Annotated in this window: 18 protein-coding genes and 4 pseudogenes; 18 read left to right on the forward strand and 4 right to left on the reverse strand. The window is 44.6% G+C overall.

Annotated features, from left to right (window positions below):
- Nucleotides 1-332: 332 nt before the first annotated feature.
- A pseudogene (locus tag LZ11_RS12995) lies at nucleotides 333-961 on the reverse strand (IS110 family RNA-guided transposase); the annotation flags it as partial.
- A gap of 186 nt (nucleotides 962-1147) precedes the next feature.
- A complete protein-coding gene (locus tag LZ11_RS05480) occupies nucleotides 1148-1453 on the reverse strand; it encodes an enolase C-terminal domain-like protein (RefSeq protein WP_148866901.1) in 306 nt (101 codons plus the stop codon).
- 70 nt (nucleotides 1454-1523) lie between these two features.
- On the opposite strand from LZ11_RS05480, the gene LZ11_RS05485 reads away from it, so the two are divergent.
- From LZ11_RS05485 to LZ11_RS05515, 7 genes and pseudogenes are all read left to right on the forward strand, one after another.
- Nucleotides 1524-2192: a GntR family transcriptional regulator gene (locus LZ11_RS05485; RefSeq protein ID WP_148866902.1), complete on the forward strand. Its 669-nt coding sequence runs from the start codon at nucleotides 1524-1526 to the stop codon at nucleotides 2190-2192.
- Between the two features lie 83 nt (nucleotides 2193-2275).
- On the forward strand, nucleotides 2276-3640 hold the full coding sequence (locus LZ11_RS05490; protein WP_148866903.1) for an acyclic terpene utilization AtuA family protein: 1365 nt from the start codon (nucleotides 2276-2278) through the stop codon (nucleotides 3638-3640).
- A 3-nt stretch (nucleotides 3641-3643) separates the two neighbouring features.
- On the forward strand, nucleotides 3644-3970 hold the full coding sequence (locus tag LZ11_RS05495) for a DUF4387 domain-containing protein (RefSeq protein ID WP_148866904.1): 327 nt from the start codon (nucleotides 3644-3646) through the stop codon (nucleotides 3968-3970).
- A gap of 81 nt (nucleotides 3971-4051) precedes the next feature.
- A complete protein-coding gene (locus LZ11_RS05500; RefSeq protein WP_148866905.1) occupies nucleotides 4052-5092 on the forward strand; it encodes a tripartite tricarboxylate transporter substrate binding protein in 1041 nt (346 codons plus the stop codon).
- Nucleotides 5093-5156: 64 nt separating this feature from the next.
- On the forward strand, nucleotides 5157-5411 hold the full coding sequence (locus LZ11_RS05505; protein WP_148866906.1) for a hypothetical protein: 255 nt from the start codon (nucleotides 5157-5159) through the stop codon (nucleotides 5409-5411).
- A complete protein-coding gene (locus tag LZ11_RS05510) occupies nucleotides 5393-5602 on the forward strand; it encodes a tripartite tricarboxylate transporter TctB family protein (protein WP_148866907.1) in 210 nt (69 codons plus the stop codon). The genes LZ11_RS05505 and LZ11_RS05510 overlap by 19 nt, the downstream gene beginning before the upstream one ends.
- An 18-nt stretch (nucleotides 5603-5620) precedes the next feature.
- Nucleotides 5621-6550: pseudogene (locus LZ11_RS05515) on the forward strand (tripartite tricarboxylate transporter permease); the annotation flags it as partial.
- Nucleotides 6551-6582: 32 nt separating this feature from the next.
- Here the strand turns inward: LZ11_RS05515 and LZ11_RS05520 are convergent.
- Nucleotides 6583-7539 (reverse strand): aldo/keto reductase, encoded by a 957-nt coding sequence (locus LZ11_RS05520; protein WP_148866909.1) that lies wholly within the window; start codon nucleotides 7537-7539, stop codon nucleotides 6583-6585.
- 368 nt (nucleotides 7540-7907) lie between these two features.
- Here LZ11_RS05520 and LZ11_RS05525 point away from each other — a divergent pair, with 368 nt between their 5' ends.
- Nucleotides 7908-8276: a DUF5362 family protein gene (locus LZ11_RS05525; RefSeq protein ID WP_170240303.1), complete on the forward strand. Its 369-nt coding sequence runs from the start codon at nucleotides 7908-7910 to the stop codon at nucleotides 8274-8276.
- 56 nt (nucleotides 8277-8332) lie between these two features.
- Nucleotides 8333-9424: a DmpA family aminopeptidase gene (locus LZ11_RS05530; RefSeq protein ID WP_187695056.1), complete on the forward strand. Its 1092-nt coding sequence runs from the start codon at nucleotides 8333-8335 to the stop codon at nucleotides 9422-9424.
- Nucleotides 9425-9471: 47 nt separating this feature from the next.
- Here LZ11_RS05530 and LZ11_RS05535 read toward each other — a convergent pair.
- Nucleotides 9472-9711: pseudogene (locus tag LZ11_RS05535) on the reverse strand (type II toxin-antitoxin system PemK/MazF family toxin); the annotation flags it as partial.
- Between LZ11_RS05535 and LZ11_RS13000 the strand changes: the two are divergent.
- The 9 genes and pseudogenes from LZ11_RS13000 to crn3 form a co-directional block, all read left to right on the forward strand.
- A pseudogene (locus LZ11_RS13000) lies at nucleotides 9704-9919 on the forward strand (HEPN domain-containing protein); the annotation flags it as partial. The pseudogenes LZ11_RS05535 and LZ11_RS13000 overlap by 8 nt on opposite strands.
- Nucleotides 9920-10161: 242 nt before the next feature.
- Nucleotides 10162-12528 carry a type III-A CRISPR-associated protein Cas10/Csm1 gene (gene cas10 / locus LZ11_RS05545; RefSeq protein ID WP_170240304.1) on the forward strand — a complete coding sequence of 789 codons (2367 nt, stop codon included), beginning with the start codon at nucleotides 10162-10164 and terminating at the stop codon, nucleotides 12526-12528.
- Nucleotides 12529-12541: 13 nt separating this feature from the next.
- Nucleotides 12542-12964, forward strand: coding sequence for a type III-A CRISPR-associated protein Csm2 (gene csm2, locus LZ11_RS05550; RefSeq protein ID WP_148866913.1), 423 nt, complete (start codon nucleotides 12542-12544; stop codon nucleotides 12962-12964).
- A 15-nt stretch (nucleotides 12965-12979) separates the two neighbouring features.
- A complete protein-coding gene (gene csm3 / locus LZ11_RS05555; protein ID WP_148866914.1) occupies nucleotides 12980-13810 on the forward strand; it encodes a type III-A CRISPR-associated RAMP protein Csm3 in 831 nt (276 codons plus the stop codon).
- A gap of 6 nt (nucleotides 13811-13816) precedes the next feature.
- Entirely contained in the window at nucleotides 13817-14776 is a 960-nt protein-coding gene (gene csm4 / locus LZ11_RS05560; protein WP_148866915.1) for a type III-A CRISPR-associated RAMP protein Csm4, read from the forward strand.
- Nucleotides 14777-14788: 12 nt separating this feature from the next.
- Nucleotides 14789-15910, forward strand: a complete 1122-nt coding sequence (gene csm5, locus LZ11_RS05565; protein WP_170240305.1) for a type III-A CRISPR-associated RAMP protein Csm5 — start codon at nucleotides 14789-14791, stop codon at nucleotides 15908-15910.
- Between the two features lie 5 nt (nucleotides 15911-15915).
- Nucleotides 15916-16596 (forward strand): CRISPR-associated endoribonuclease Cas6, encoded by a 681-nt coding sequence (locus tag LZ11_RS05570; RefSeq protein ID WP_148866917.1) that lies wholly within the window; start codon nucleotides 15916-15918, stop codon nucleotides 16594-16596.
- Nucleotides 16597-17961, forward strand: coding sequence for a CRISPR-associated CARF protein Csx1 (gene csx1, locus LZ11_RS05575; protein ID WP_148866918.1), 1365 nt, complete (start codon nucleotides 16597-16599; stop codon nucleotides 17959-17961). It begins immediately after the preceding gene.
- 39 nt (nucleotides 17962-18000) lie between these two features.
- Nucleotides 18001-18312: a CRISPR-associated ring nuclease Crn3/Csx3 gene (gene crn3, locus LZ11_RS05580; protein WP_148866919.1), complete on the forward strand. Its 312-nt coding sequence runs from the start codon at nucleotides 18001-18003 to the stop codon at nucleotides 18310-18312.
- The last annotated feature ends 296 nt before the right edge of the window (nucleotides 18313-18608 follow it).

Consider the following 18608-nt stretch of genomic DNA (forward strand, 5'->3'; position numbering starts at 1 on the left):
CCTCGTTTCTAGCCTACCTATAAGGGATTGAAACCAGCGCCGCCAGAGCAGCTCTTTTAGAAGCATGGAAGTTTCTAGCCTACCTATAAGGGATTGAAACCCGTATTTTTTGCTTGTATAGCCGCTGCTTCCCAGTGTTTCTAGCCTACCTATAAGGGATTGAAACTTGGGTTTGACCATAGATGAAATTTTTTTAACAAAAGTTTCTAGCCTACCTATCCTGAAAATAATGTTCCGCAAAAAGGCAATAAAAAACTAAGCCCATACATAATGTAAAAATATGGGATAAATATGAAGCTTAATATACGTAATAACAAATGTCTGTAAGGTTTAGATACCATCGTTTCGACCGAGACCTTTAACCCTAAAGATTCAAGCTTTTTCAAAGACTGGCGGATGACCATGTCGCGCCTTTTTTCTTCGTAAAAATTCGGACCCAATTCAATATAAGGTTGCTTACGCTTGAGAATATGATAAACTATAGTTAGGATGCTGTGAGCCACCGCAACAGCTGCCCGGTTCGATCCTCTTCGGGCAGCGATGCGGTGGTATTGACTTGCGAGAAAAGTATCTTTTACTCTGGAGGCGGCCCGGGCAGCTTCTACAAGTGCACTTCGCAACTTCTCGTTTCCCTTTCGAGTCCTGGCGGACTTTTGTTTACCGGCGCTTTCATTCTGACCTGGACACAGCCCCGCCCATGAACACAAATGAGCGGCGGAAGGGAACTGATCCATATTAGTACCGATTTCGGCAATTATCTGTTCAGCAGTCCTTCTTCCCACTCCGGGAATCGTATCCACAGTGCCAGGTCTTCTTCAAAAGGGAGCATTCGATTTTTAATTTCTTCATCCAATCTTTCTATTTCTTCATCGAGGTAATCAATATGTCTCAATTGTATTTCCAGCATCTTTCTCTGGTGATCATTAATAAATCCTTTTAAAGCGCGCTTTAAATCCTCCTTTGTAGCAAACTCGGGGCAGGAGGCCGTGCCATAACCGCAGGTGAGGCATGGAAAAAATTTTGTGAAATGTGGTGATATAAAAAAACCCGCAACAAAATGCGGGCTATTTTTGCACCCAGGATGGGCTAAGCTTAGCAACCAAAGTCTGTGATTTCAACTATATTTCGGTCAAGCTTTCAATTTTTTCTATCCCAACCCGGGACTTTCGGGCAGGATCAGGGTTGGGCCTTCATTTTTTACGCCACCGGTGACGGGATCCCGGGCCAATAGAGTAATTGTATCTAAGTCAAACCGCGTTATATTCTTTTTTACTCCCGCCAAATGAGCGGCCGCGGTAACGCTCAACTTGCTTTCCACCATACTTCCCAGCATGCACTCTACACCGCAAGTTTCCGCCATAGATATGATCTTTAATGCATTATAAATACCCCCGCATTTCATGAGCTTAATATTTAATACTTTTAAATTTTCTGCCTCCAGCAGGAATTTTATTTTTTGTGTCGAATTATAAAAATATTACAAAAGGTATCCCGCATCCCAAACTAAAGTATGAGGTGAATATATGGAAAGCTTCGGAGAAACATTCGAATTCTCGCACTTAAAACCCATTAGGGACCTCATTTACGAACACATCCGCAGGATGATCTTTTCCGGGGAGCTTAAAGACGGCGAGCGCCTGGTGGAAAAGGACCTGGCGGAAAGGCTCAAAGTCAGCAGGACGCCGGTGAGGGAGGCCCTCCGGAAGCTGGAGACCGAGGGGCTGGTGGTTCATTTGCCCCGGAAGGGTGTGGTCGTTAAGGGGTTTTCCAGGGAAGATGTTATCGAGATCTACTCGATAAGGGAAGCCCTCGAAGCCCTGGCCATAACTTACACCGTGAAAAACATAACCGGGGCGGAACTGGAGAAGCTCCGGGAGTGCCTGGAGCTCATGAGGCGGCACACCGAGGTTGACGATACGGAAAACCTTTTCCGGGCATCCCAGGAGTTCAATGACATCCTCATAAAATCCTGCCGCATGCCCAGGCTTATAGACCTCATAAGCACATACCAGGAGTACCTGGCCAGGTTCAGAATGGTTACCATGAAAAGCCGCGAGAGAAAATTATCGGCCCTGAAAGAGCATGAGGAAATCTTCAAAGCTGTGGCCGAAAGGGACGTCGAAAGAGCGGAGAAGCTCGTCAGGAACCACCTGAGAAAGGCCTTGGAGACCTATCTTAAAACTTTTGATTAATTTTTTTAAGCACATATGGGATACCGGATACAATGCAGAATATTAAGAATGATAAGTTCAATATATTGAAAGGAGATGTATCTATGGCAAGAGAGGAGATACGGGTACTCACTCCTTTGCCTATGCTGGGGTACGGGTTCCCGGTGGAGTGGTTCAAAAAGGGACTGGAGATGAATCCCGATGTAATAGCCGTTGACTCCGGGTCCACCGACAGCGGACCGCACAAGCTGGGGACCGGGGCTATGACATGCTCTGTGGAGGCCTACCGCAAGGATATTTCTATTCTGCTGGAGGCGTGCCACGAGAAAAAAATCCCGGTGTTTATAAGTTCAGCTGGAGGCGATGGCTCCGACCAGCATGTGGACGCCTTCCTGGAGATCATAAAGGACATTTCCCGGGAAAAGGGGTATCATTTTCGGGTGGCGGCTATTTACAGCGATGTTGACAAAGATTATCTGAAGAAAAAGCTATGGGAGGGCATGGTGAAGCCCTGCGGCCCAGTGCCGCCGCTCACCAAGGAAGAGATAGACGCGGCCACCACCATAGTGGCCCAGATGGGGGTGGAGCCCTACGTCAAGGTGCTAAAGGAAACCGGAGGAGTGGACGTCATAGTGTCCGGCAGGACCTACGATCCCGTGCCGATAGCGGCTCTGGGGATTATGGAAGGATTCGATCCGGGGCTCTGCTGGCATATGGGCAAGATTATGGAGTGCGGTGCCCTCTGCGCTGAGCCTGCCGGCAAGAACATATTCGGAACACTGAGAAGGGACCATTTCGTGGTCGAGCCGCTGAACCCGGCCGAAAGGTGCACCGTGCCTTCGGTCGCGGCCCACACGCTTTATGAGAAGACCCATCCCTACCTGCTGCCGGGGCCCGGAGGGGTTACAGACCTCTCGAAGGCAAGGTTCGAGCAGCTGGACGAGAGGAGAGTAAAGGTTTCCGGGAGCCGGTTTATCCCGGCGGAAAAGTACACCCTAAAGCTGGAAGGAGCGAAAAGGCTGGGTTTCAGGTCCATCTTCATTGCCGGAGTGCGGGACCCCATCGAAATAGAGCACATCGATGAGATAATTGAGAGGGTAAAAGGAGTAGTGGCCGATTACTTTTCGGAAATACCGGAGGATTCGTATAAAATGATATTCCACGTGTACGGCAGGAACGGGGTAATGGGCGAATTCGAGCCGGTTAAGGATTTTAAGCCTCTGGAGCTCTGCATCATCCTGGAAGTGGCTGCACCGACCCAGGAAATGGCCAATGCCATATGCTCCAGGGCCAGGACAGAGATGCTCCACTGCCCTTATGAGGGCAGGATAGCCACGGCGGGAAATATAGCCTTTCCATTTACGCCCCTGGAGATACCGCTGGGAGAAGTTTGTGAGTTTAATGTGTACCACTTATTGGAAGTCGACGACCCGGTAGAGCCGTTCCGATTCAGGTACCTGGAGGTGTAGCTTATGGGCAAAGAAGTTTTTTTGAAAGATATAGCAAAGGTTATAAGGAGCAAGAACGCAGGGCCCTTTGAGATGACTCTGGATATAATATTCAAGACAAAAGAGGACTACGAGAAGGTAAAATCCTCCGGCGTTATAAACGAGGAGCTCATTTCGCAGCTGTACGGCATTGAAAAAGACAGGATAATCGCTTTTGTTTACTTCGACGCCGCCAATGCGGTAAAGATAACCATTCCCAGGTTAAGGCCCCAGGGAAGTATAGGCGAGACGGACATGCATGCAGCCCAGCAGCACGTGCCGCTGATGTACGTGGAAGTGCCCTGGGAGTAGGCCGGTGGGAGGTGATACGCGGACAAAGGATAATATTACGGCGCTGAAATTATCGATTAATAAAGTGCGGGAGGTTGCGCTATGCGAAATTTTTTAAGAAGCAGGAAGATTGCTGTATGCTTCATAGCCCTGTTTCTCGTGGGCGTTCTTTCGGGTTGTTCTTCGGGCAAGCAGGACTCCGGTGGAGGGGATTCTGCCCGGGAGGTGGATTATCCTACCAAGCCCTTTGAATTTGTGGCACCGGCAGGTCCGGGTGGAGGATGGGACACCACTATTAGAATGGTGGCTAAGGTACTGGGGGAGACGGGGCTGGTCAACCAGCCGATGCCGGTTGTGAACAAGCCCGGCGGGGGAGGGGCCGTGGGCCTTGCCTACATGCAGGAGAAGAAGGGCAGTCCCTACCACGTGGTTGTATACTCGCCCCCTCTGCTTTTGATAAACCTCACCGGACAGACACAGCTTTCATATAAAAACCTGACACCCCTTGTTATACTCATAAACGATTTCGGGGCGTTTGCGGTGCCCAAGAATTCCAGGTTCAACAGCATAAACGAGGTAATGGAGGCTTTGAAGAAGGATCCGAAGAGCGTCAAGATAGGCGGTGCTTCGTCACCTGGCAGCATGGACCACATGCAGTTCCTGCAGGCGGCAAAGGCAGCGGGCGTCAATAATTTAAAGGACATCCAGTACATCTCCTTCCAGAGCGGTGAAAGTCTGGCAGCCTTGATGGGAGGCCATATAGACCTTCTTTCCACCGGCATGGCGGAGGTCGTGGGTCCGCTGGAGAGCGGCGACATTAAAGTGCTGGCCATTACCGCTCCCGAAAGGGTGAAGGAGGGTCCGCTGTCGCAGGTGCCTACGCTGAAGGAGCAGGGGATAGACGCAGTTTTCGTTAACTGGAGGGGACTCTTCGGGCCTCCGGAGATGCCCGACTACACCGTGAAGTACCTGAGCGACACCCTGGCCAAAATGGTCCAGACTCCTGAATGGAAGGAAATCGTAAAGAAAAACGGCTGGACCGAAGCGTTCATGGGTCCCGAAGAGTTCAAGGCATTTCTTGACAGGACTAATGAGGAATACAAATCTTTGCTTGTGGAAGTCGGCCTCTATAAAGGCCAATGAGCCGGACGCCGTGGGATGGAGTCACCATCCCACGGTTAATTGCAACCAATCAGGGGGGGGTAAGATGAGAAGGGATGGTATAGTGGGTTTTTTTGCCCTGATACTTGGGCTAATTTACAGCATACAGGCTTACATAATGCCCAAAGCCTCTATAGGAAATCCATGGGCACCGGTTTATTTTCCCCTGGGCGTGGGAGTTTTGATGATGATTGTCGGCGCTCTTATTATAGCAGGCGATGCGAGAAAAAGTGACGGGGTGTTCCAAAGGATCAAAAAAAGAAAGATCCCGGTTACGCAAAGTTGGTACTTGGAACCGTAGCGGCATGCCTTGTGTACGCAGTGATTTTTAACCATGCCGGATTCATAATCTCGACGATGCTGTTTCTCGGCAGCATACTGTTTATGGTAAACGGAAAAGCCGGGTGGATAAGGAGTGCCGTAATAGCCACTGTATTCACTTTAACCATCTGGTTGGCATTCGAAAAAATCTTAATGATAAACCTGCCGTGAAAGGGGTGAACCGGCCGGATGGAAGTACTGAATTACCTTTTATACGGGTTCAAAGTAGCAGTAACACCCTTGAACCTTTTGTGGATGACTTTAGGAGCCATACTGGGGACAATACTTGGGATGCTGCCGGGTATCGGACCGTCCACGGGAATAGCTCTGCTGCTCCCACTGACCTTCACGATGAATCCGACAACGGCCCTTATAACAATGTGCGCCATATACTACGGGGCTATGTTCGGAGGTTCCAGAAGCTCAATATTACTCAACATCCCGGGCGACGGCGCGGCGGTGGCCTCCTGCTTTGACGGCTATCCCATGGCCAAGAACGGCCAGGCCGAGGCCGCTCTTGCCATATCCGCCATAGCGTCTTTTATCGGCGGGATGCTGGCCACCATTGCCTTCGTATTCGTGGCGCTGCCGGTGGCGCGCTTCGCCCTCAAGTTCGGACCGCCGGAATACTTCGCCCTTATGGTCTTCGCCCTGGCGGCTACTGCCTCAATTTCAAAGGAGCAGATCCTCAAGGGTCTTGTAGCCCTTTTTCTGGGGCTCATGATATCCACGGTGGGCATTGACCTGCAGTCCGGAGTCCAGCGCTTCACCTTTGGAGTGCCAGAGCTGCAGACGGGGATAGATTTCATAGTCGTAATAATCGGTATATACGGTCTGGGCGAGGTGTTCAAAAACTTCGAGACCATACATTCCGCCGGCACAAAACCGGTGCAGACCAAATTCGGTAGGATATGGATTACCACGGAGCAGTGGAGGCGGAGTATCCTTCCCATCCTGAGGCAGACGCCGGTGGGATTTCTGATAGGGGTTTTACCAGGAGCCGGAGGTACCATTGCGGCCATGATGGCCTACAACAACGAGAAACAGCTTTCCAAGGAGCCGGAGCGGTTCGGCAACGGGGCTATCGAGGGGCTGGCCGCACCGGAGGCGGCCAACAACTTGTAAAATTATCGCCTCCTCTGCTCGATTAATTATATTACCCTTATGGCAAACTCGGGACAATAGGCCGTGCAGTAACCGCAGGTGAGGCATTTTTCTCTATTAATGTAGGCCTTTTCTCTTTTTTCATCAAATTCCATCGCATAATTCGGGCACCCGGAAAGGCATGTCTTACATCCTTTGCAGAGGGTGTCTACAACAATAAAGTTCTTTTGGTTTTTCCCAAGCACCGGCGATTTTTCTTCGTCATAGATGCCGTTAAAGTAATTTATGTTAAAATCCACTTCCTCCTTGCTCACCATGCCAACCGCAATGGAGTGGTAGCCTTTTAGATTCCTTGCAAAGTCCATGGATTTTTTGTACTCATTAAGCAGGACCCCTCCGCCGAGGACCTTCATCAGGAGGACGCCTTTTCCCCTGCTGCTTGATACTTCGATAGCTTTTTTCATGTCTTCTACACTTCCGCCCAGTATTCCCACACCTTTGTAATTTATGATTGGAAATACCACGTCTATATCGTCTCTCTGTGAAGCAAGCTCGACGACTTTTACATTGTGGGTGGAAATGCCGACTGCCTTTATATATCCTTTGCTCTTATAGTCAAGAAGGCACTTTAAGGCTTCTTTTCTTACGTCAAAGACATCTTCTCCCACCCTTGCTGCATGCATAAAGAAAATATCAATATAGTTTCTGTTAAGTGCTCTTAATGCCTCGTCGATAGCTTTTTCCATATCGCTGTAAGTAGATGATGTTGATTTTGTAGAAATTACGGGGTTTATTCCCGTAAGTTTTATTGCTTTCCTTACGGGTTCGTAGGTTTTGTACATCTGGGCCGTGTCGATGAAGTTAATGCCTTTTTTTAAGGCGTATGCCGTTACTTCAACACATGAGTCCAGGTCCATGTTTTTCTGAAGGGGCCCCATGGGAAGGGTTCCAAAACAAAGCTCTGTAACTTCTATGCCTGTTATGCCGAGAACGTTCTTTTTCATAAAAAACCTCCACCTTTACAGGAATATTTATAGATATATTTCTACCAAATTTTATATAAACCTTTTTTTATGAAATCAAAATTTACGCCGTTTCAGAGGCAGCCAAATGATTGTCTTAAATTTTTTCCTGATCAGCAGGAATTTTTTTACGCTCCATAGTACAAATATTAAAAAAGCATTTTGCACTGCCTCATCACCGCAAAACAATCAACCGCTTTTAGGTTGTGCATCCTAAAAGCGGTTTTTTGGTATTTGTGCAGAATCTTTTTCTAACACCCTCAAAAATCGATAAAAATTACGATAAAAGGGGAGGATTTTTCAAACCAGCAGCGAATTAGTTATGAAAATTTTAATTTTTGATTTCCCCGTTGTGCTGTATTTATTATAGAGGAGGGATATTTACGGATTTAATAAGGAAGCTGGAGGAATTCAGCACATGGGCCGCAATAGTAGGTTGGGTTACGGTAATCTCGGGAGCTATCGAGGCTATTTTGGGACTTTTTGCATTTATAATAGGCGCGTTGCCGGGGGTAATAACGCTAATTATGGGGATTAAACTGCTGGGAGCCCGGGATCGTGCAAAAAACATAGTCCTGTCCCAAGACTATGATGAGCATCAAATGGTATTGCTCATACAGGAAATGACCTCATATTTTAAGATTCAGGGCATTTTAATTATAATCGGGGTCATCTTATTTGTTCTGCTGGGAGTTACCGGTTTTATAGCCTATATTTAGATAGCCCGCTCTTTGAGCGGGCGTTCCATTGGGAGGGGATAAAAATTCGAAAGAGAATGAGGGAATGGGGCCTTTTTATAGGTTTGCTGCCGCCGGGCCCCTTGAATGCGATTACCGATGTCGAAGGAGTTGCGGTGGGGCATGTCACTTTAATTTCCGGCCAAGGCGAGCTTATCCCGGGAAAAGGGCCCGTGCGTACGGGGGTAACCGCAATAGTGCCTCATGGCGGAAACATCTTTAAGGAAAAGCTGATCGCCTCCTGCTTTGTCGGCAATGGCTTCGGGAAATCTGCTGGATTGGTACAGATAAAAGAACTGGGGACCCTGGAAACTCCTATCATTCTTACAAATACGCTATCCGTCGGGACCACCGCTGACGCTCTGGTGGAATACATGCTTTCTTCCAACGAGGATATCGGAATTACTACGGGCACTGTAAATCCGGTGGTCCTGGAGTGCAACGACGGCCACCTAAATGACATCAGGGGAAGGCATGTGAAAAAGGAACATGTCTTTTCAGCTATAAACAGCGCTAAGAAAACGTTCGAAACGGGAAGCGTGGGTGCGGGGACCGGTATGATCTGCCACGGGTTTAAAGGCGGGATCGGCACCTCGTCGAGGCTGATTGAAATAGGCGGGAAAGCCTATACAGTGGGAGCTCTTTTGCTTACTAACTACGGGAGAATGGAGGACCTTATATTCAACGGGAAAAATGTGGGCAGGATATTGAAGGAAGAAATAAGAGGAAGAGAAAAGGTCAGAGAAAAAGACGAAGGCTCCTGCATAGTTGTAATTGCCACCGATGCCCCTCTCGATGCCCAAGGCCTGGAGAGGGTGGCGAAAAGGGGAATCCTGGGCCTTGCGAGGACTGGGTCGTTTATGGGAAACGGAAGCGGGGATATTGCCGTTGCCTTTTCAACGGCGAACAGAATTCACCATTACGGCAGGCCGGTGATAGAGATTAACACGATTTCTCCCCATTCGGAGGAGATAAACAAAATATTTCAGGCTGCGGTAGAAGCTGTAGAAGAGGCCGTATGGGACTCCATGTTTACGGCGGAAAGAATAGTCGGAAGGGACTATCACGAAGCTCCGCTTTTGCCGGTGGAAAGATTTTTGGAGCTGGTAAGTGAAGGTGATACTTCTTAATAGTTTAGAGAAAAAAGTTTTATAGGTGGCCTTTTTGTGGAATGCACTCACGACAGAAAAGTATGAATCAGATCCAAGCATTCCGAAACAATTTCATTGGGCGCCCGTCCTACTATTTGAAGCCGCCGAGCGCGCCAATCTAAACTTTTGACCTGATCTGCTAAAATCACGCCTTCAACAGCCAAGCCTGTTGGCAATTCCACTTCAAACGGATAGCCTTTTTTTTGCCGGGTGATCGGGCAAAGCACCGCAAATCCTGTTAATTGATTAAATGGTTTCGGTGATAGTGAATGGGCTTGTTTCGCCGCTCATCAGGCTGGGGAGAAAGCTGTTAAAGCTCTGCACCTTTATCTAGGCCAGGAAGCGTGGGGGCATGTGATAGCGAGACTTCTAAAAGATCTGCCTGAGGGAATTTGCGTCAAGGAAGAACTTATAGAAAAAGCAAAAGTTCTTGATAATTTCTATATACCTGCAAGATATCCTGATAGTCATCCTATTCGGTTGTATGGATTTATCCTTTATGATAGCCCTAGAAGTTTATTTTTATTTCGAAAGGCTAGAAGAGTTTGTGTCATTTGTTGTATTTTAATAAAGATTGTCACTAGGACTAGATAGGGCAAGGCATAGTACTTTGCCCTTATTACTTTTTTATTAGATAAGAAGGAATTTTAAAATTTTTTGTTGAAATATAATTCAAGTGTTTGACAAGGTAAATTATTCTAAAGGAGGAAGGGGTATTGGCGTTTTTATTCAATAATTTTACCGCCGAAGAGAGAAATTTATTGCTCGCCGCCTTGCTCCACGATATAGGTAAATTCGGGCAGAGAACACAGGATGAATCGATGCGCCGCATTGTCAGCGAAAATTACAGGGCGTTCTATGAAGCAAGGAATCATAGCTCTCCGGGGCACCAGGATTGGAGTGCGTATTTTTGCGAAACCTTTGTGAAAATCCGGGAAGTAACCGATGCGGTACTAAACCATCATGGTCCTTCAGAAAGACTTCATTATTTTGTTAGTGCAGGAGATTGCCTTTCTGCCGGGGAAAGGTTGGATATCGCCGAGGAAAAAGGCGGGGAAATAAGGCAGCTGGTTTCGATCCTCTCCTGCATTGAACTTGATGGCCTACGGGCGAAAAAGGCTTATTATAAAAAACTGGTCCCACTTGGTGAATATTGCGTACCTGAGGAGGAGCCTTCGCCAAATCCGAAGCAAGGTTATAAAGAGTTGTGGGATGCTTTTGTAAAAGCGTTTAAAAGCATCCAAAATTTCGATGACCCCGTAGAGTTAACGAAGCTTTACAGCACACTGGAAGAATATACATTCAATATACCTTCTGCCTACTACTATTCCATGCCCGACATTTCCCTTTGGGCTCATCTTAAAACAACAGCCGCTATAGCCTTTGCTCTTTACAGGGAATTGGAAGGAAAGCCAAAGCAGCATGTAATAAGCAAGCTGGATAGTATAATAAGGCATCCTTCCGCCGTGGAGGAAGACCTTTTTTGCCTGGTGAAAGGAGATATCTCGGGCATTCAGGACTTTGTCTATGATACGAAAATGGATGGGGCCACAAAAGCTTTGAGGGGGAAATCCTTTTATTTGTCTTACCTCATGACGGTAATTCCGAAGTACATTTTGAAGAAAGAAAGGCTTCCTATAACTAACCTTCTTTACAGCGGTGGCGGACACTTTTACTTGATTATGCACGGAAGATTTTTGCAAAAATTAGATGAGTATCAAAAAGAACTAGACGGCCTTTTTTTAGATGCCCACCACGGCAAGTTAGCTTTGCTGCTGAAGGGAGTTACGCTAAAGCCCGCGGATTTTAGAGTCAAAGACGGAAAGTTGCCGGAAAAATTTGAGGAACTGGGCAAGCTCCTTCAGGAGGAGAAAAACAGGAAGTTTTATAGCATATTAAAAGAAGACCAAAAAATGGTTTTCGGTCCCTTTAAAGAGAAGGGCGAGCCTTGCCCTCACTGCGGAAATCCGGTAAAAGAAGATGAATGCCCTTTCTGCAGAAGCTTTGAAAGGTTGGGCGAGAACTTAATAAAGAAAAAATTCCTCGTAGAAGAATGGAAGGAAAAGAGCGAGAGGCAAAAGGGGAGTATTGAAAAAGTTGAAGACATATTCAAAAGATTGGGCGTTTCGGTAGAATTCACCGACGAGGCTTTAGAAAAAGACTACTCTTTTGCAGTAAAACGAGAAGAATGGGACATTAAAAAATGCTGCGGCTACATGAAGATTCCGGTTGGGATGAAGCTAGACCAGAAAGGCAATATCATCACCTTCGATGAAATTTCGGATTCTGCTAAGGGAATAAAGGTATGGGGAGTGCTGCGGGGGGATGTGGATAACCTGGGAAGAATTTTTAGGGAGGGCTTGGGGCAGAATCGCTCTTTTGCAAGGATTATGACTTTGTCCCAGGAAATGGCCCAGTTTTTCGGCCCGAGTTTGGAGCGTATGTTAAACCGTTTGGGCAGTTGCGATAAATCCCATAGTTACGAAAAGTGTGCCGTCATTTATGCGGGCGGCGATGACTTTTTCCTGGTAGGCCCGTGGGATGCCATGCCCTATGTGGCGGAGGAGATAAAAAAAGAATTTTATAGATATACGGGGCTTAACCCTGCGATAACAGTGTCCATGGCTTTTGATATTGCACCCGACAAAAAATTTCCTCTATACAGGGTCGCGCAAACCGCAGGCGAAAATCTGGAAAATGCGAAGCATTTCAAGGATCCAGTGAGAAAAAAAGAGAAAAATTGCTTTGCCTTTGCGGGTGTGCCTATCGGGTGGGAGGATTTTGATAAGTTTAAAGATGTTAAAGAAAAGTTGTCCAAGGCATTGGATGAATTAAAAGTGTCGCGGTCGCTGCTTGGGATTATTTACAGGGTTTGTAGGGAATATGAAGTTTCGGCTAACGAAGATGGAAAGATGTTCAGATCGTGGAGGCTCTTTTACTATATCGCTCGCCTGAAAGAAAGAAACAAAAAGGCTGAAGACATATTGGATAAATTGATCGATTTATTGATTGAAAAGGGAAACAAGCTCTATAAATATGCCTTCCAATCAGCCCGGTGGGCGGAATTTGAGACAAGGAAATGAGGAGGTTTTTTAAATGGCTTGGGAAAGCAATAAAAAAGGAAAATCCGATTCTTTCATCGACGTGAAAGAGATAGAAGCAAGGTTGCCTTCAGCCCTAGATAAAAATAAAGATCCAAATGGGGATGACTTCTTTTACTGCGCCGAGAAGACGGGAAAGCTGCTGGCTACAAAGCGCGTGAGCGTATCTCAAATAAGAAAAATTTTTAATGAAGCAAGAAGGATAAAATACGAAGAAAATGGGATTTACGAGCTTAGGATGCTGAAAGCCGTAATTGCTTATACAGCGGGGAGATTCCCCGAAAACATGAAGGAGTTCAAGGGGATTTTTACAAAGGCCATCGAAATGGCTGAAAAAAGCGAAGAAAATCTCAAGAGATTTAAGCAATTTTTCGAGGCGGTAGTCGCCTACCACAGATTTTACGGTGGAAGAGAATAAATGGAGGTGGATTTTGTGAAGGATTTAAAACTCGCCGGCAAATACATAATAACATCCGAAATTGTCGCACTAACGGGACTTCATATAGGGACTTCATCAAACACCCTTGAAATAGGCGGTGTGGACAATTCGGTAGTGAAAGATGCTTTAGGTAGGCCTTATATCCCGGGGAGTTCCTTAAAAGGCAAAATGAGGGCGTTACTGGAGTATGCGGAAGGTCTGATAACCCCCGCGGATACCATGGTATATGTTGTACATAATGAAAGGAATAAATCTTCCAATACGCGTATTCACATGTGCAAAAAAGAAGATTGCGCCGTCTGCAATATTTTCGGCAGGAATCACAGCGAACACAAAGTTGTTGATGAGAATGATCCCCGGGGTTATAGGCCAGTAGATTTTACCGATGCCGTTACTCCCACCAGGCTTATAGTTCGGGATGCGACGTTAATAAAAGAGAGCATCACAGAACAAATGAAGGAAAATATGGATTTTGAATGGACTGAGGTAAAATTTGAAAACAACCTAGATAGGGTAACTTCTGCCGCTAATCCTCGCCAGACCGAAAGGGTTCCGGCAGGGGCCCGGTTTAAATCGGAGATGGTTTTAACCGTATTTGAAGGTGAAGGAACGAAATACATTGAAAAATTACTCGAAGCCATGTTGCTTTTGGAAGACGATTACCTAGGGGGTCAGGGCACGCGCGGGTACGGCCGCATAGCTTTTGAGAAAGTAAGCATAGCGTTTAGGAGTGTAGGATATTACGAAGGACGAGAAGAAGAACAGATAATAGTGGAGAATTGTCCCAGCGTAAAGGAAGCCCTTAGGAAAATAAAGCGGGGATGAAAGCTTATGAAATCCGGTGTGAAAAGATACAGGGTAAAACTTAAGTTCAAAGGACCTGTTCATTTCGGCTACAAAGAAAAGACCTATAATTTAACCGAAACTTTTGCCCATTCCGATACGCTTTTTAGCGGCATTGTCAACTGTTATTCCCTGCTTTACGGCAAAGCTGCCGCGGATAATCTTGTCGAAAAGTTCTTCGATAATCCGCCCTTTAAAATATCTTCGGCATTTTTATATGCGAATGGCGAATTTTTTGTGCCAAGGCCCCTTAATATGGACCTGACGCCCATTACCGGCGATTATAAAAAGGCAAAAAAGGTAAAATACGTTCCGTTAGATTTTATCCTCGCCAGGGATGGCGGCGGAAAAGCAAATAAGGACTACAGAGTGGAACATGGCATCTTGGCGAGGAAGGATATGGATACTCCCTATGTAATCTCCGAAAGGCCAAGAGTGAAAATAAACCGCGGTGATTTCAGCACCGAAATTTACTATGTGAGTGGCTGCTATTTTCGCGAAGGGGCAGGACTGTGGTTTTTCCTCGATATATACGATGATTATGAAGAAGAAAAGGTCAAAGCAGCCATAAGGCTTTTGGGCGACGAGGGTATTGGTGGTGAAAAGACCTACGGTTTCGGAAGCTTTGAAGCCGGTATTGAAGAATATAAAGAGAAGAAAGGAAACGGCTCTGGAGATTGGCTTTTGCTTTCCTTATATTACCCACGCATGGATGAAAAGGTAGCTGATATAATTAAAGCTTTTTCGCTTTTGGAGAGAGCCGGGTATTCATATTCTCCTTTTAATCAACAAGCGAGAAAGAAAAAAGTCAGAATGCTGGCGGAGGGTAGTGTTTTTAAGAAGGATGTTCAGGGGATGGTGGTTGACGTTTCGCCAGGTGAGGATGTCGGTCATAAAATTTTAAAATATGGTCTTGCCTATACTGTGCCGATTTTTAACAGAAAGTGAGGTGGAAAAATTTTGGAGAAACCTTTTCAGTATGAAGTAGAGATAATATCGCCTGTGAATATTGGGGATGGGAATCGTTATAGAGAATTTGAATACATTATTGAAGGCGGCTCAATAGGTTTTATCGATGTGATAAAGCTTCTAAAATCCAATAAAGATAATACAAGTTTTATTGATTATTTTTATCGATCAATTGATTCTTTTCGCTTTAGCTGGCAGGATGCGTTAAAATACGCTCCTAAAATCGATATTAGCGAATTTATAAGCTATCAAGTTAAGCCTTGCGGCACACCACGCGTAAAAGGAGATATAGTATCCTTTATTAAAACCACCGGATATCCTTATATACCGGGTTCAAGCTTGAAAGGCTCTTTTAGAACGGGACTTATGAGAGGCGTATGGCCTTCTATAGAAGAAGAGTATAAAGCAAAATTAGATGATACCTTGCGGGAGAAAGATAAAAAGCTAAAAGAGATTGACGATTACCCAGAAGAAGAAACCTTTGGTAAACCTCATTATTCGCCCTTCAAGTTTGTGAGGTTTTCTGATTCTTCACTATTGCCGCTGGATGCCTTGGGAATTTATGAAATGAAGATTTTGAATATATGCCACGGGAAAGCAAAATGGTTTAAGAAAAATGAAAATGTAGAAGAAAGTGAAAATGCTACGGCTATTTATATTGAAGCGCTAAAACCCGGCATCAGAGCTGAAGGGTTTTTTGAAATAAAACAAAGAACCAAAAATGAAGAGATTTACCGTAAAATCAAAAACGTGTGGATTTTGAAAAATGCTTTTAATGCAATAAGAAATGACACGAAAAAGTACATAGAAGGCGAAAAGTATTTTTACAAAAAATACGGTTTGGACCAGGTGGCGAATTTTTATCAGAGGCTGGAAGAACTGAATGGGAAATTGGGGGAAAATGAGATATTACTCCAAATAGGTTTTGGAACCGGGTATCTTTCAAAGACTATAGGCTGTTTTCTTTCCGCAGAAGATTTAAAGAAGCTTTCAAAGCAAGGGGTGCGCATTTCAGATGCTAATTTATTCCCTAAAACGAGGCGTATAATTTTCGCAAACGGAAACCCCGATACTGTCCCGGGGTGGGTAAAAATTACTTTTAGAGAGGTTTAATAAATGTGTTCAGGCTGAGGTTAGAAATATATTTTAAGAAAGACGCTTTCTTTTTTGATAGAGGATATAAAATTAATCTTTCTTCTTATTTTAGGGAAGTTATAAAAAACCAGTTTTTTGTTTTCTCCGATATAATCCCATCGAAAAAGAAACCGGCGAAGGATGGATTTTGGGCGTTAGATCGTGCGGCTTTGATTTTAAACACCGCTTTTCAGGAGCTTTTGCCCGATATTGCTTTAAAGATTATGAACACCCCGGTGGATTTCAGATACGGCAGACTTACATTTTCTAAAGCAATTTTCCAAAGGGTACCATTGGAGAGGACTGGGTATTTGTTGTCTCCGGTGGCGGTGGCACTGCTCGCAGGAGAAAATTTATTGTGGGAAGAAAGGCCGGAGCGTTTCAGCGAAGCCTTAAGGCAGATGCTGGTAGATAAATACATTCGACTTTACGGCAGAAGGCCTTCTGACGACCGCTTTCTTTTTCGCTTCAGGGGAAGGCCTGTAAAAGAGGAACTAGATTCTGGAGTCATTGCCTACCGGGGCAAATTTGAGATATTCAGTTCGGAAGAACTTGTAATGCTTTCCTATCTTTGTGGATTAGGGAGTTTTAATGCCATGGGATACGGAATGGCCTCCCCGGATTTATATTTGTGGAAAAAGCCCGAAACAATGGAGGGAATCTAGGTGAATAGCTTAATATACCAAATCGGGAGATTGGATAGGAATATAATAAAAAAACAGAAATTCAGAATAGAAGGTAAAACTAGATTTAAACAGCTTTCATCCTTTGCCCTAAAAGAGCATTTAAAAGAAAACGGCGAGCAAGCAAAAGTAATCCTAGTATATCCCATAAGCCTGCCGTTTAACAGGACTCTGGAAAACGCAAATTTTGGCGATTTTTCCAGGAGTTTAAAAGCTGTTTCAAAAAATCCGAAAGAAGAGTACCTGTCAAATCCGAAAAACTTTTTTTCGAATATGCCGTATTCCAGTGAAGTGGATGATTTTTTCGTAATTCATTCAATCGGTGAATATGCCGGAATCAATTTTGAAGGTAAATTCAACGATATTGTATTTGAAATCGCCCTTGATATGATAGAGAGATATAATGAAGAAATAGAAAGGATCTATGTGGATATTTCTAGTGGGCTTAATATTTATGTTTCCGCCCTCTTGGAGGCGGTGAGGTTTTTTAGCACTTGGGCTATGTTAAAAAACTGGCTTCCCGAAGCCAAAAGGCCAGAAATATGGATCACTTTTTCCGATCCGATTTTGGACAATGATGCGGCGGAATACCAACTTCATAGAGAAAAATTGGAATTCAAAGCCTTTTTCGCATCACCAATAAATAAAGAGGACATAAACAACGTTGCAAAGAAAATTTATGAAGATGACAGGTCAAAAAAGCGGAAACTTTCCTCATTACTCGAGAACTTCCTTGTTATCTTTTCAGCGATTAAGAATAATATACCTCTTGCGGTTTATCTATTTGGATATGATAATCGGGAAGTAATCGATGAAACTTCGAGGACACTAATAGAAGATATGAAAAAGAAGTTCTATGACTCTTATGCCGCATCTCCCAATTTGGACAAGAACACCTATTCCAAAGGCCTTTTATCGCTTGCTTTTTATTCAGGTATCGCAGAAGTTTTTTGGCATTATCAGATTAAAAATTACGATGAAGACGACGGAATAGACCTTGATGAATTAAAAAGGATATTTGATGACCTATATTCGTTATTTAGCTTAAAACCAAATAATGTTTTTCTTGGCAATGAGATATCAAATACAAAAAGGATAATGGAAAAAATCAATATAGAAGATTCAACATGGCATTTGCTTATAAAGTTCCATAACAAGGAATATGAGGGAAGGACGCCGGATAAAAGGAATTTCTTTGCTCACTCCGGTTTAGAGGGCCTGGTCACGGAAATGAAAAAAGAAAAAGACAATTTTTTCGTTCGTTACACGAGAGAATATACGGATAAATCAGGCAACAAAAAGAGTGTTAAAAACCTAATAAGAGAGTGGCTGAAGGAAGAAGCTTAAAGCGTTATATTACATAAGCGATTGCGAGGTTTGTAAGGAATGGTCAAATTTGATACGGCTGAATACAGAAAATATACCATCCTATACTTTGAATTGGAAGGGCCTATAAACCCGGAGATCTTAAAAGACATATGTCCTCCCAAAGTAAACAGCACAAAAGGCCTGATAATAAGCGGACGTGGTCCTATATGGCTTTACTGCTATTTGGTCCATTACTACCACTTTACAGTTTTTATCGCTACCTTTGACCCAAGGTTGGGCGGAGCGGTTATAGTAGAATCTCATATTCCCGAGTTCAAACCAGGAAATGTTATCATGCTCGAAGAGGTTGATACGGAAAATCTTATATAAGAATCGAATCAAGTTTTGTCGTCGACCTCCAATAGCGCAAAAACCCCTGGAGGTCGACGACAAAAGCAAAATGTGTTTTAAATGGGAATTTCTCTAGGGGAAAGAGGATTTTTTAAGTAGGTGGCGAATTATTTATAGAAAATTGATAAAATCTTTTTTCGGCTTTAATCGTCAATTTTTTCTATTTTTCACGGGTTTTTAGCCTACCTATAAGGGATTGAAATGTCCTTCCCATTTCTGTCCTATCCAGTCCCATATACGTTTTTAGCCTACCTATAAGGGATTGAAATTCACGC

It is taken from the genome of Thermosediminibacter litoriperuensis, from assembly GCF_008124715.1.
In the GTDB taxonomy this organism is placed as follows: Bacteria; Bacillota; Thermosediminibacteria; order Thermosediminibacterales; family Thermosediminibacteraceae; genus Thermosediminibacter; species Thermosediminibacter litoriperuensis.